Raw genomic sequence first — 12,663 nt, 5'->3', positions numbered from 1 at the left:
TTAAATTAGCCTTTTTACTTGAATTTTATGACTTGCCTTTTGTTTTCGTATCTTTTTTTGTAAAATCATTAAGGCAAATTGAAAACTTTCAGGTCTTGGTGCACAGCCTGGTACATAAATATCAACAGGTATTATTCTATCTACACCTTGCACGGTTGAATAGGTATTAAACATACCACCCGTATTTGCACAACTTCCCATAGAAATAACCCATTTTGGATCAGGCATCTGGTCGTATAACCTTCTTGTAAATTCAGCATGTTTTTTACATAAAGTACCTGCTATTATCATCACCTCAGAATGCCTTGGACTAGCCCTAAAAATAGTACCAAAGCGATCAAAATCATAACGCGAGGCACCAGTTGCCATCATTTCAATAGCACAACAGGCCAAGCCATAAGATAGAGCCCATAAAGAATTACTTCTGCCCCATTGAACTAATTTATCAACGCTTGTTAAAACAACAGGCAAACCATTTGTATAATTTACTTGATGCTCTGCCATTGAAAAGCTCCTTTTTTATAAGCATATAAAAATCCTATGCCTAAAAGCAATATAAAAACAACCACTTCTAAAAACCCAAACCAGCCTAAATCCTTAAAAATAAGTGCCCATGGAAACAAAAATACAACTTCTATATCTAAAAGTATGAAAATAAGGGCTACTACGAAAAATTGAGAATTTATTTTATTAGCTTGTTTTACAGGGATTGGACCACACTCATAAATTCCAAGTCCTAATTTTTTACGATTTTTAGCTGCTAGGTTATTGCCTATTTTAGCTGCTAAAAAAACTAATCCAAAAAATATAATCACAGCACAGGCTAACATAGCAAAAATACCAAAATATGGGTGTTGAGTGCTAACAGACATTTTATAAACCTTTTTTGTCTTTAATAAAATTGTATTTTACTAAAAAATTCTTATATAAAAATTTAGCTTTATTATTTTTATATAATCTTGTTTCAATTTTTCACATTTTAAAGGCTTAAATTTTTGTTAAATGCTTTTAATATATTTAAAAATAGTATTTAGTATAAATTTTATCTCTTTTTTTGTAAAAAGAATTTATTAAATAAAACTTAAAAAAGCATTTTTTAAAACTTTAGAATAAAAAATAAGAAAGATTACAAAAAGTTACAAAAGGCTTTAAAAAATTAAAGCCTTAAATTTAAATAGTATTTGCATTTATTGCTGGTGCGATATCAGTTGGGACCTTATCTTTTTTGATAAGATTGTCAAGTAATTCGACCTTTAAATCTATCTCAACTAGAATTTCTAAAAGATTTTTTATATCTTTAATGATATCTTTTCTAGTCTTTATATCTTTCTCAGAGAAAAAACTAAGCTTTGTTTTATTCAATCTTTCCATAGTTTCCAAAATGTTAAGATTGTGAAGTTCATCTAAACGAATGCAAATAGCTTCTTTTATCTCACCTAAACGTTCCTCAAAGCTCCATTTTTCATTTTCTTGTTCTATGGCCCTTTCTTTGAGTTGTTCTTCTATAGCTTCTTTGATTTTATCAGCTAATTCTTTTTTCTTTTTTGCTTTCATAATTTCTCCTTTATGAATTCTTAGAATTTGCCTATTAATAGGCGTTTAATAATGCTAAATGCATTAAATAGACTTTTTAACTTTACTAAACTTTTGCTTAATAAAATATTAATCAAAGGCAATGCTTTAAGTTAAATTTAATATTGCCTTTTTTCTAACTTAAGTAAAAAATAGCTACAATTGCAAGATTTTTTATAAGGCTTAATATGTTAAGGATAATAAAACACAATCTTAGCATTTATTTTATGATACTTGCTTGTTTAGATTTTGCATTTATGGGTGCTTGTGTGAAAATTTTAAGCACTGATATTCCTTCTGTTGAATTAATGTTTTTTAGAAATATTATAGGGCTTGTTTTTATGCTTTATTTGATTAAAAAATCAAAGGTTCATAAAGAAGGTAAGCATTTTTTACTCTTAGTTTTTAGAGGAATTTTTGGGACTTTGTCTTTGTATTTATTTTTTTATAATGTATCTAATATAACGCTTGGTGGGGCTTTTGCCTTTCAAAAAACTGCACCCATTTTTATAAGCTTAATAGCTTTTTTATTTTTTAAAGAAAATATAGGCATAAAGGGCTGGTTAGGAATTTTTATAGCCTTTATCGGCGTACTTTTTATAGTTCAACCCTTTGCAAATGATGAAATTCATACTGGCTTTGATTTTAAAAACTCAAGTCTAGGTATTTTAAGCGGCTTTTTTGCAGCCCTTGCTTTAACTAGCGTTAGAGAACTTAGAAAATTTTATACTACAGAAAAAATCGCATTATCTTTTATCTTTATAGGCACTATAATGCCTTTAATTTCTATGATTTTAGGGGAATTTTATCATTATGAAAAATTTGATTTTATAATAGCAGCCTTTGTAATGCCAAACATATGGGAGTGGTTTATAATAGCCTTAATGGGTTGTTTTGGAACACTTTATCAAATTCATGCTACAAAATCTTATGGCATAGCAAAACAAGCTGGGATTGTGGCCGGGATTAGCTATTTAGACGTGCTTTTTTCTTTAATAGTTGGTATTATTTTAGGGGATAATTTACCAAGCTTTATGGTTTTTATAGGTATATTAGGTATAATTGTCGGTGGATTAATTTTAGTTATTAAAAAGAAAAAAAGGGAAAAATAATGCAAAAAATGATTTTAATAGCAGGACCTTGCGTAATAGAAAGCAAGGATTTAGTTTTTAAGGTTGCAAAGGAACTTGAAAGTTTTAGAGATGATGAAAGGATTGATTTTTATTTTAAATCAAGCTTTGATAAAGCAAATCGCACTAGTATAAATTCCTTTAGGGGACCTGGGATTGATGATGGTTTAAAAGTACTTGAAAGTGTAAAAAAAGAATTTAATATGCAAATTCTAACTGACATTCACGAAAATAGCCAAGCAGAAATAGCTGCAAATGTTGCTGATGTTTTACAAATTCCAGCCTTTTTATGTAGGCAAACTGATTTACTTGTAAGTGCTGCAAGGACAAGGGCAAAGATAAATATCAAAAAAGGACAGTTTTTAAACCCTTATGATATAAAATATAGCGTTAAAAAGGTGCTTCAAACTAGGGGCATTGAAGAAGAAGGAAAGGAAGTAGCTTGGAAAAATGGAGTTTTTGTAGCTGAGAGAGGTTCTAGTTTTGGCTATGGAAATTTGGTTGTAGATATGAGAAGTTTAGTTATAATGCGTGAGTTTGCCCCAGTTGTTTTTGATGCAACCCATAGCGTACAAATGCCAGGGGCAGCAGGAGGAAGTAGTGGGGGAAAAAGCGAATTTGTAGAACCTCTTGCAAGGGCAGCTGCTGGGGTTGGGGTAGATGGCTTTTTCTTTGAAACTCATATAAATCCTTGCGATGCCCTATGTGATGGTCTAAACATGCTTGATATTAAACGATTAAAAAAATGCGTTGAAAGTATATTTAGGATACAAGATAGCTTAAATGACCTTTATTGATTTTTGTTCAGGCATTGGTGGTGGAAGATTAGGACTTACGCTTAATGGTTTTAAATGCTTAGGTTTTAGTGAAATTGACAAAGAGGCTATTAAGACTTATAAGAGTTTTTTTGATACTACAAATGAATTAGAATTTGGGGATATTACTAGTATTAATCCTAAATTCTTGCCCGATTTTGATTTATTAATTAGTGGTTTTCCTTGTCAAAGTTTTAGCATTGTTGGCAAAAGAGAAGGGCTTGAAAATACACAAAAGGGACAAATTGTTTATTATTTAGCAAAAATTTTACAAATAAAACAACCTAAATTTTTTATACTTGAAAATGTAAAAGGGCTTATCAATCACAATGAGGGCAAGACTTTAAAAATTATCTTAGAACTTTTGGAAAATTGTGGTTATAAGGTATCTTATCGTTTAATAAATTCTTTAAATTTTAATTTGCCACAAAGTAGAGAAAGGATATATTTTATAGGTATTAGAAATAATTTAAATAAAAAATTTTATTTTGAAGCACCAAGTATATTAAAAGAAGTTAAATTAAATGATTTTTTATCTCCAAGCAAGAAAAATATTTTTGATAAAAATACGACAAACTATCAAACATTTTTAGCCTATCTAGAAAATAAATATAATAAGAAAAAATTTGGTAATAAAATAAATTTAAATGATATTTTAAAAGAAAATTATTTAGTGCTTGATACTAGGCAATCTGATTTAAGATTATATCGCAATAATTTTCCAACTCTGCGTAGAGATAGGCAAGGAATATTATATGTTTTTAATAAAAATCTTTATAAGCTTAATGGCTTAGAAGCACTTAAATTACAAGGATTTGATAAGATTGAAAAGCTTGAATATAAAATTTCAAATCTTAGTCAAAACAATCTTTTAAAACAATGTGGTAACGCAATGAGTGTAAATGTTATTGAAAATTTAGCCTATAATATAAAGAAAATAAATGGATAAAATTTTAGGGTCAAAAACAGCAAAAAATGGTTTTAAAAATGAAAATTTTGTAGTAGCTACTTTTAATGATTGGAAAAATAATTTATTAGCACAAGAATGGCTTAAGGCAATGAATTATAATTTAAAAGAAATTACACAAGTACAAGCAAGAAAAATTAAAGAAAGTTATAAGGCTGATGTGCAAGTAATTATTTTAATACAAATTAAATTTCAAAATTTACAAGATATACAAAATATCCAAGTAAAACTTGTTTCAAATCCAAGTGGCTTTAATCAAATTGATAAAAGATAGCTTAAATCTTATAAAGAATTGTGGAATATACCAGATGATATTTTAGAACTTTTACAATATTTTGTTGGAGAAAAAGAACCAAAAATCAATAATCCCAAAGATTGTCGTAGAATGTTTTTAAATGAATTTGACTTGAAAGAACAAAGCTTACTTATTGATTTTTTCACTTTAAATCAACCCTTAATTTTAAATGATATTTTAAAAGGACGTGGACAATTTGCAAGTGAATGGTTTTTAGTGATTTTAAAAATCAAAGAAGAGCCATTAAAATGGATTTTAAAACCCATTAATGAAGTAATAAATTTTTATAGTGGCAAGGTAGAACTTTCTAAACAAGGTAGTTTAAAAATTGGTAAAATTACTATGCAAAGAAAGGGCGGGGATAATGGCAGAAAAACTGCTAAAATGCTACAATTTAAAATAAATCCTTGTGAGTTGTTTTAATAAATTTAGTAATAAGCTTAAATTTATAAACCAGCTAAAAACATAACATTTTTTTAACTACAAAGCTATTAAGGGCTTTGTTTTGACATTTTAGATAATAAACACAATAAATTTAAAAATAAAGTTTAAATCAACTTTCTTTTTTCAAGCACGTCTTGTAAAGGCATAATAGAAATTTTTAAGTGTTCGTTTTGGACATCTATTAAGTCGATTATACTTTCAAGTAAGGATTCATGTGCATAAACCCAAGCAAGCATTTTATTTTGTTTATCGCCTTCATTTTTTACACTTCTTGCATAAATAGGGGATAGTAAATTTTGTTCGTGATAAAGGGTAGATCCTAAAATCTCAAATAAAAACTCATATCTTTTATTTGCAAGTTTTTCTCTAAATTTATCAATGGCGACAATGGTTTCTTTTAATTTATTTGCATCGTGTTTAAGGGTTATTTTTTGAATTTGGTTTAATAGCTTTTTAGTTGTTTTTTTAAAGGTCATGCTTAAACTCATATTTTTTTTGATTATTTTATAGGTATTTAGTATTAGTTCATTTTGTTCTTTTCTACTTATCTTTTTTACCCTTTTAAAAGGTCTTTTTAACTCACTTGTAAGCAGTTCTTCGCAAACTTCTTTAAAAGGCTTTTCAGTGGCACCTTCAATTCTAGCCCCACCTTCTGTACAATTATAAGTATTAACAAAAAATTTATTTGCATTTATGTAAGATTGAAAGAGATTTCTAAACACGGTCCAAACCTTAGTACTATGAACAATGCCTTCTCCTCCATAAGCAATGGTATCAAATTGATGGTCTATTTCTTCTTTTGTATCAAAATCACTTCCTAGCATATAATCCTTTGAGTGTGACATTCCATCCTTAGCATAGGCTAAGTCTTGCCCTATTAAAATGATATTTGTACAACCCATAGCTTGTGCACACTCATATCCAACATGTGCTACGCTCATTCCTCCTCCTAAGCCACCAAATCTTTTTCCAAGTTTCAAAGATATAGCAAAGGGTAAATTTCTTAAAAAGGCAGCATAGTTTCTTTTATATTTTTCAAGGTATTTTATGGTATTTGGATGCGTTAGGGTAGGTACCATAAAGATAATATCCTTATCAAATTCGCCAAAATCATTATTAAAAAACTCACTAGTTAAAGGTACTCTTTCTAGGGATACTACATAATCAGGCTTTATACCATGTTTATGTAAAATAGTATAAGAAGAATCGGCACAAAAGATTATAGCATTTTTAGCGTATTTTTTAAGTAAGGGAAGTTGCTTTGCAAGGCTTGGTCCAGTAGCTACTATGATAGCATTTTTTGAGATATTTCTTCTTTTTTCAATAACATCTTTATAGCTTAAATTTGAAAGCATATAAGGCATATTATAAAGCATTTGGTCAATGCCAATCATTGCATCACGAGGATCATTCCCTCTTTGAAGGGACCTTGTAACTATCACTTGGTGATTGTATTTATTAATTTCTTTTATATTTTCTTCATATCTTTTATAAAATTCACAATGTAAATTAATATTATAGGTTCTATAAAATAAAACAAAGTCTTTTATATTAAATAAAGCATTTGCAATAGCATAGTGATAGTGTTTAGAATAAATAATAATCAATCTACCTCTATATAAATCTTGTGAAAAATCAAATAAGCTTAGCACTAAATATATAAGTTCAAGTTCTTTTTCATAAACTATTATTCTTTTATGAAAGGTATTTTTGAGTAATGCCTTGTAAAAAATCCCATTTCCTAAGCCATAAAAAAACAAAATAGGCATATAGGAAGAATCTTTAAATTTGTCTAAGTTTTGTTGAAGTTCTAAGAGTGTATCTTTATACATTAACTCGCCAGTTTCATTGTCTATAAAGTTTATATCCAAGCTATCCTTGCCAAATTTTATGCTAAATTTTTTTGTTTTTTCTATCTCTAACAAGGCTTCTTTTAAATCTTTATTAGCCCTTCCAAGCATTGCTTCTAAATTTTTTTCAAAAATTTCATTTTTTATCATTTTTTATCCTTTTTTGGAGTACTTAAACAAAATCGTTACTTTCCCAAATTTTTAAAGTCTTTTCAATCACTTCATTTTGTTTTTGCAAGTACGATAAGCCTTGTAAAAACCAATGCCTTTGAGAGAGTAAAAAATTTATCAAATATTGAGTCTGTTCTTCATCATTTAAAACTTCAAATTTAACTATATTTGCTTCGTTGTGAAAATGTAAAGACTTAGTAAGCTCGTTAAAAAGTTTTAATTTTTTAAAGTCTTTAAAATATGATAAAAGTTTATCTTTAATCTTATTTAAGTTACTATAATTTGGGTTTTCTTGCCTTAGTTCTGGTTCTAGTTTGTCTAGTTCTTTATTGACCTTAATTATATAATTTTTGCTTTCTAAGAGATTTTTTTTGATAAGTTTTTTCATTCTTTGTGCTATTTTTTTAATCTTTTCTTCATTAAAGGAATCTACAAATTCAAAGGGCTTTTGTAAATCTTGCGTTAAAAACTGCTCACAAGCATTTTTAAAAGGAAGTTCTTTGCACCCTTCAATCCTAGCCCCACCTTCTGTACAATTATAAGTACTAAGTCCTAATTTAGTCCTAGCAAAAAATATATCTCTTTCAAAGGTCTTTCTAAATCCTTCCCAAGTAATTTGCGTTCTAACCTGCCCAACCCCTCCATAAGCATTTGTGTAAAGGTGTCCTCTTATTTCATCACCTTGTGTTCCATAAATATGTTCTTTTGGATGAGAACTACCATCATTTGCATAGGCTAAGTCTTGCCCTATTAAAAAAACATTTTCAAATTTAAGCAAGGCAATTAATTCAAATGCCATATTTGCCACACTTCCCCCAACGCCTAAATAACCAAAATCATCAAGCTTAAGGGTTAAGGATGATTGCAAGGGTCTTTGTACTAGCATGTATTTTCTATTATTTTTTTCTAGATATTTAATGGTATTTTCATGCACTAAGGAGGCCAGTATAAAAATTATATCTTTGTCAAATTCGCCAAAATCATTATTAAAAAACTCACTACTTAAACTTACCCTTTCAAGAGAAAAAACATAATCAGGCTTTATATTATGCTTATAAAGTATAGGGTAAGAAGAATCAGCACAAAAAATGGCAACTTTGTTTTGATATTCTTTTAAAAGCGGTAGTTGCTTTATAAGACTTGGACCAGTTGCTACAATAGCTGCATTTTTAAGCTTACTAGTTCTTTTTTTTAATAATTCCTTAAAAGGCGTGTGAGTTAGCATTTTAGGGATATTTTGCAGGGTATGGACTATGCCAGTTAGTGAATCCATAGGGTCGTTTCCGTGATTTCTTACTATAAATCTTATAATATCTACTAGTTTTAAATTTAATTTTTGAATTTCATTTTGATAAAATTGTATATAAAAATCGCTATGTATGAAAAGATTATAAATTTTAACGCTTTTTTGAATTTCATTATAGGTAAAAAGGGTGCTAAGTTGGGCAGTTGTGATATTTGGCGTATAAAAAAGTATAAGTTTTTCACTACTTAATTCTTTGCTAAAATCATTTAAATGAAAGGCTAGGGCTAAAATTTCAAGATTATCTTCAAAAACTACTATATGTTTATGCTTTTCATTTTTACATAATTGTTTTATTAATGCTCCATTTCCAAAGCCATAAAAAAACAAAACGGGATATTTTTTATAAGTTGTATTAAACAAATTTAAATGTTCGTTTAATTCTGCTTTTGCATTATTATAAAGTATATGCCCATTATCATCTTTAAAATTTGCTACGTTCTCTTCGTTTACAACTTTCATAGTATAGGGCTTTTTTAGGCTTTTTAGTTTATATGCTAAAATTTCATCTACTTGAAAAAGTGCTTTTGTATTATTTAAAAAAAATATCTCATTCATACAAACTCCAAAAATTTAATTATAATAAAAAAATATTAAATTTATCTCATTACAGAATAATAAGCCTTTAAAACCTTGCCAACACTGGCTTGTCTTTGTCTTCTATAAATAAATTTTTCTTGGGCGTTTTGTCTTTGTAGGCTTATTTGTTCTAATTTTTCTTTATCTTGAGCGTTGTATTCATCTTTTAAGCTTTTAAATTCAGATTTCACTCCGTTAATATAAATTTGATAAGTAGAACTTGAATCTGCAAATTCCTTTATATCTAAATCCTTGCTATAAGCTAAATATTGATTATAAAGGCTTGATAATTGTTCTTTTGATGCTGAGTTTTTATCTACGCTATTTACATACAGATATAAATCAAAACTCATTTGTTCTTCGTTATTTTTTTTTACATATTCTTCTATATCTTCTTCGCCCTGTAAAATTTTATATAATTTTTCATGCCCATTATATTCGCTTAAAAAGCTTAACTCATTTTTATTTGCTTCTTTTATATCTTGATAAATAAAATTCATTAATAAACCAGACTTTGAAATTTGACCACTTTTATTTAGATAAGGCTTTAAAATTTCATTATTTGAAGTATCATTAACAGCCTTGTCAAAATGAAAATTTATAATCTTATTATCAAGCATTAAGGTATTTAAACTATTTTGCTTTTCAAGGACCTTGTTTAGCTCATTTTTATTATTATAAATTCTTTGAATATCACCCATAAAATCACCATTACTAGTAGAAAAACCTTGGGCTAAGCTATTAATTTGAGACCGGTTAAATAAACTTTCATCATTGCTATTAAACTCATCATTTACGGCTGATAGGGCATTGTGATATTTATTTAAAAGTTGAGGTAAATCAACATGGGCGTAATTAATATTATCCTGCTTACTAGCAATTTCTTTTGTGATAAGTCTAATGCTTTTAATATTTATATCGTAGTTATTTGGGATATTTGCTAGTTTATTTAATTCTTTTTCAAAAAAGCCATTATCATCGATTCTAAAACCAAATTCACTAGCATAATTTTGATTAAAATTAAAATACAAGCCACTATTTTCGTTTTCTTTTGTCTTATTATTTAGTGAATTTTTTGTCTTTAAACTCTCATAAGCATAGGCTACGTTTTGATAATTTAAACCCGAATCAACTTTCATTCATTCTCCTTATTGCTAAACAAAATTAAGCAATAAATGTGCCAATTTTAAAAAAGCATTTAAGAGTAAAAAAAGAATTAATTTAGTAAAATTAGCCTTTTTTCTTAAAACAAATTTATAAGGAAAAGTTATGCCAAAAATGAAAAGCGTAAAAAGTGCTGTTAAACGTTTTAAAGTAGGTAAAAACAAGATTAAAAGAGGTTCAGCTTTTAGAAGCCATATTTTAACTAAAAAACCTGCTAAAAGAATGCGTGATTTAAGAACAACAAAATATGTTCACAGCACAAATGTAAAGGCAGTTGAAAAAATGCTATGTTTATAGCAAAAAGTTTTTGACATTGGTCATTCAAACTCCCCTTATATAAGGGAAAGCTCCAATTTGGACGCCACTTTATGAAAGGATAAAAATGGCAAGAGTAAAAACAGGCGTGGTTAGAAGACGCAGACATAAAAAAATTCTAAAACTAGCAAGAGGTTTTTATAGCGGACGTCGTAAGCATTTTAGAAAGGCAAAAGAACAGCTTGAAAGAAGTTTAGTTTATGCTTATCGTGATAGAAGACGTAAAAAAAGAGATTTTCGCAGATTGTGGATAATTCGCATTAATGCAGCTTGCAGACTTAATAATATAAGTTATTCTAAATTCATTAACGGGCTTAAAAAAGCAAATATTCAACTTGATAGAAAAATTCTAGCAAATTTAGCTATGAATGACTTAAATGCTTTTTCAAAGGTAGTTGAAGAGGTTAAAAAAGCTCTTTAGTGTTTGATGAGAATTTTTCTCATCAACTTACAAAAAAATCTTTCATAAATTAATCAAATAAAATAATAAATAAATCAAATTTTAGCTATAATGATACATTTCAATTTAAGGAAATATTTATGAATGAAGATATGAACGAACTTTTGCTAAAAAGTGTTGAAGTTTTACCTCCATTGCCTGATACAGTTATGAAACTTAGAAAATATACAGATGAGGCTGGGGCTGAGGTTGATACTAAAAAAGTAGCCCAGATTATACAAGCTGACCCTGTCGTAACAGCTAAGCTTTTACAACTTGCAAATTCGCCATTTTACGGCTTTACAAGCGAAATAACCACAATTACTCAAATTATAACCTTACTTGGTATAGGAAATATTAAAAATATAGTTATAGCAAATTCAATAAGAGATAATTTTAAAATTGATGTTAGCCCTTATGGCTTAGATACCCAGGCTTTTTTGGCTAATTGTAATGAAGAAGTAAATTTTATAACCCATTGGCTAGGCGAAGAAGATGTAAGACTTTCTCGCTCCCTTGTTCCTTGTGCCATGCTTTTAAGACTTGGAATCATTGTTTTTTCAAATTTTTTAATACAAGAAAAGAAGGATAAAATTTTTTATGCCCTTTTAGAAAAAAATAAATTTAAAAATATAACTATGGTAGAAAATGAAATTTTAGGTGTTGATCATATTTCGTTTTTAGGCTTTTTATTGCATAGGTGGAATTTTGATGAAAGCCTTATAGAAAGTATTTGTTTTGTAAATACCCCACATTCTGCCGATGATAGCATAAAAAAAGCAGCCTATGCCCTAGCAATCACCGACCGACTCTTTGCACCTTATAGTAATAATTCTCCATTTCGTGCTAAGGCCGCAGTGGCACTGGTTAAAGAGGCTATTAGCGTGGGTGTGCCTTTTAAATTAAAGACCTTTATTGATAAACTTCCAGCTAAGGCTGTAGAAAATTTAGACAAAGAAGATTAATCAAGCTTTTAAAGCTTGATTGTTATAAATGACAAGCCTTATTTTACCTCCTAATGAATTTTTAGACAATTACATTTTAAACGCTCAATTCCATAAACTTGCTAATATTTCTAAAAACGCTTATAAATTTTGGAAAAAGGTTCAAGTTGGAAGATATCAAGGTACAAGAATCATTTTTTTACATAAAAATTATATACTTGAAAAACATAAAAATGCCCTTTTAAAATGCGATGATTTAAGTGGTTATGTCCTAGCTAGTGCTTTTTGTTCTTTTACTACCTTAGCCCCATCTCACCTTGTAGCAAAAAATAATTCAGCCATTTATAAGCTTTTGGATATAAAAGAACTTTGTGGGATTAAATTTGTAAATTTAAAGGCCTTTTATGATTTTTTAGGGCTTGAATATAACAAGCATATTTATATAGAAAAATGCCATTTTTTTAGCCCTGCACCCTTTGAAAAACGCATTAAAATCACTGATACAATGTGTGTTGGATATTATTAAAATTTTAAAAGTGGCTCTGGATGTAGGATTCGAACCTACGACCAATCGGTTAACAGCCGACTACTCTACCGCTGAGCTAATCCAGAATAAAAGTTGTATTATATTAAAAAAGTATGTTCTTGTCAAGCTGTTTACAAAGTTTTTATTAA

The 12,663-nt window shown here is 28.5% G+C and carries 13 protein-coding genes, 1 tRNA gene and 1 pseudogene; 8 read left to right on the top strand and 7 right to left on the bottom strand.

Translation table 11 applies throughout. The annotated features are described in order from the left end of the window. The 3 genes from FMM58_RS07820 to FMM58_RS07810 all read right to left on the bottom strand — a co-directional run bounded on the left by FMM58_RS07820 (position 1) and on the right by FMM58_RS07810 (position 1,554). A complete protein-coding gene (locus FMM58_RS07820) occupies positions 1-504 on the bottom strand; it encodes a NuoB/complex I 20 kDa subunit family protein (RefSeq protein ID WP_150140683.1) in 504 nt (167 codons plus the stop codon). After that, positions 486-872 (bottom strand): NAD(P)H-quinone oxidoreductase subunit 3, encoded by a 387-nt coding sequence (locus FMM58_RS07815; RefSeq protein ID WP_150140685.1) that lies wholly within the window; start codon positions 870-872, stop codon positions 486-488. Before FMM58_RS07815 ends, FMM58_RS07820 begins: the two co-directional genes overlap by 19 nt. Before the next feature lie 298 nt (positions 873-1,170). Then, entirely contained in the window at positions 1,171-1,554 is a 384-nt protein-coding gene (locus tag FMM58_RS07810; protein ID WP_150140687.1) for a hypothetical protein, read from the bottom strand. A 206-nt stretch (positions 1,555-1,760) separates the two neighbouring features. Between FMM58_RS07810 and FMM58_RS07805 the strand changes: the two genes are divergently transcribed. The 4 genes and pseudogenes from FMM58_RS07805 (at position 1,761) to FMM58_RS07790 (ending at position 5,202) form a co-directional block, all read left to right on the top strand. Next, positions 1,761-2,684, top strand: a complete 924-nt coding sequence (locus FMM58_RS07805; RefSeq protein ID WP_150140689.1) for a DMT family transporter — start codon at positions 1,761-1,763, stop codon at positions 2,682-2,684. Then, positions 2,684-3,499 carry a 3-deoxy-8-phosphooctulonate synthase gene (gene kdsA / locus FMM58_RS07800; RefSeq protein ID WP_150151129.1) on the top strand — a complete coding sequence of 272 codons (816 nt, stop codon included), beginning with the start codon at positions 2,684-2,686 and terminating at the stop codon, positions 3,497-3,499. The genes FMM58_RS07805 and kdsA overlap by 1 nt, the downstream gene beginning before the upstream one ends. Further along, positions 3,486-4,466, top strand: coding sequence for a DNA (cytosine-5-)-methyltransferase (gene dcm, locus FMM58_RS07795; RefSeq protein WP_150151126.1), 981 nt, complete (start codon positions 3,486-3,488; stop codon positions 4,464-4,466). The genes kdsA and dcm overlap by 14 nt, the downstream gene beginning before the upstream one ends. Beyond that, positions 4,459-5,202: pseudogene (locus FMM58_RS07790) on the top strand (type II restriction endonuclease). The gene dcm and the pseudogene FMM58_RS07790 overlap by 8 nt, the downstream one beginning before the upstream one ends. Before the next feature lie 125 nt (positions 5,203-5,327). Here the strand turns inward: FMM58_RS07790 and FMM58_RS07785 are convergent. The 3 genes from FMM58_RS07785 to FMM58_RS07775 are packed head-to-tail and all read right to left on the bottom strand — an operon-like array spanning position 5,328 to position 10,265. Further along, positions 5,328-7,223 carry a motility associated factor glycosyltransferase family protein gene (locus tag FMM58_RS07785; protein WP_150140693.1) on the bottom strand — a complete coding sequence of 632 codons (1,896 nt, stop codon included), beginning with the start codon at positions 7,221-7,223 and terminating at the stop codon, positions 5,328-5,330. A 22-nt stretch (positions 7,224-7,245) separates the two neighbouring features. Beyond that, the gene (locus FMM58_RS07780; protein WP_150140695.1) at positions 7,246-9,105 is read right to left on the bottom strand and encodes a motility associated factor glycosyltransferase family protein; all 1,860 of its coding nucleotides are present in this window, start codon (positions 9,103-9,105) and stop codon (positions 7,246-7,248) included. 41 nt (positions 9,106-9,146) lie between these two features. After that, a complete protein-coding gene (locus FMM58_RS07775) occupies positions 9,147-10,265 on the bottom strand; it encodes a hypothetical protein (protein ID WP_150151120.1) in 1,119 nt (372 codons plus the stop codon). Positions 10,266-10,395: 130 nt separating this feature from the next. Here FMM58_RS07775 and rpmI point away from each other — a divergent pair, with 130 nt between their 5' ends. The 4 genes from rpmI to cheQ all read left to right on the top strand — a co-directional run bounded on the left by rpmI (position 10,396) and on the right by cheQ (position 12,514). After that, the gene (gene rpmI, locus FMM58_RS07765; protein ID WP_150140699.1) at positions 10,396-10,587 is read left to right on the top strand and encodes a 50S ribosomal protein L35; all 192 of its coding nucleotides are present in this window, start codon (positions 10,396-10,398) and stop codon (positions 10,585-10,587) included. 85 nt (positions 10,588-10,672) lie between these two features. Beyond that, positions 10,673-11,026 carry a 50S ribosomal protein L20 gene (gene rplT, locus FMM58_RS07760; protein WP_150140701.1) on the top strand — a complete coding sequence of 118 codons (354 nt, stop codon included), beginning with the start codon at positions 10,673-10,675 and terminating at the stop codon, positions 11,024-11,026. Between the two features lie 119 nt (positions 11,027-11,145). Further along, complete coding sequence (locus FMM58_RS07755) at positions 11,146-12,009, top strand: HDOD domain-containing protein (protein WP_150140703.1); 864 nt, start codon at positions 11,146-11,148, stop codon at positions 12,007-12,009. A gap of 28 nt (positions 12,010-12,037) precedes the next feature. Beyond that, positions 12,038-12,514 carry a cheVAW transcriptional regulator CheQ gene (cheQ, locus tag FMM58_RS07750; protein WP_150140705.1) on the top strand — a complete coding sequence of 159 codons (477 nt, stop codon included), beginning with the start codon at positions 12,038-12,040 and terminating at the stop codon, positions 12,512-12,514. An 11-nt stretch (positions 12,515-12,525) separates the two neighbouring features. Here the strand turns inward: cheQ and FMM58_RS07745 are convergent. Beyond that, positions 12,526-12,600, bottom strand: a tRNA-Asn gene (locus FMM58_RS07745). Positions 12,601-12,663: the final 63 nt, after the last annotated feature.

Source organism: Campylobacter sp. LR291e (genome assembly GCF_008633915.1).
Classification (GTDB): Bacteria; Campylobacterota; Campylobacteria; order Campylobacterales; family Campylobacteraceae; genus Campylobacter_D.
This window is presented reverse-complemented; position numbering and strand designations above follow the sequence as displayed.

Excerpts from the sequence above, each read along its gene's own strand:
- FMM58_RS07815 (WP_150140685.1), bottom strand. The coding sequence starts at position 872 with ATGTCTGTTAGCACTCAACACCCATATTTTGGTATTTTTGCTATGTTA.
- rplT (WP_150140701.1), top strand. The coding sequence starts at position 10,673 with ATGGCAAGAGTAAAAACAGGCGTGGTTAGAAGACGCAGACATAAAAAA.
- FMM58_RS07755 (WP_150140703.1), top strand. The coding sequence starts at position 11,146 with ATGAATGAAGATATGAACGAACTTTTGCTAAAAAGTGTTGAAGTTTTA.
- FMM58_RS07785 (WP_150140693.1), bottom strand. The coding sequence starts at position 7,223 with ATGATAAAAAATGAAATTTTTGAAAAAAATTTAGAAGCAATGCTTGGA.
- dcm (WP_150151126.1), top strand. The coding sequence starts at position 3,486 with ATGACCTTTATTGATTTTTGTTCAGGCATTGGTGGTGGAAGATTAGGA.
- FMM58_RS07780 (WP_150140695.1), bottom strand. The coding sequence starts at position 9,105 with ATGAATGAGATATTTTTTTTAAATAATACAAAAGCACTTTTTCAAGTA.
- rpmI (WP_150140699.1), top strand. The coding sequence starts at position 10,396 with ATGCCAAAAATGAAAAGCGTAAAAAGTGCTGTTAAACGTTTTAAAGTA.
- FMM58_RS07820 (WP_150140683.1), bottom strand. The coding sequence starts at position 504 with ATGGCAGAGCATCAAGTAAATTATACAAATGGTTTGCCTGTTGTTTTA.
- FMM58_RS07775 (WP_150151120.1), bottom strand. The coding sequence starts at position 10,265 with ATGAAAGTTGATTCGGGTTTAAATTATCAAAACGTAGCCTATGCTTAT.
- cheQ (WP_150140705.1), top strand. The coding sequence starts at position 12,038 with ATGACAAGCCTTATTTTACCTCCTAATGAATTTTTAGACAATTACATT.
- FMM58_RS07810 (WP_150140687.1), bottom strand. The coding sequence starts at position 1,554 with ATGAAAGCAAAAAAGAAAAAAGAATTAGCTGATAAAATCAAAGAAGCT.
- kdsA (WP_150151129.1), top strand. The coding sequence starts at position 2,684 with ATGCAAAAAATGATTTTAATAGCAGGACCTTGCGTAATAGAAAGCAAG.
- FMM58_RS07805 (WP_150140689.1), top strand. The coding sequence starts at position 1,761 with ATGTTAAGGATAATAAAACACAATCTTAGCATTTATTTTATGATACTT.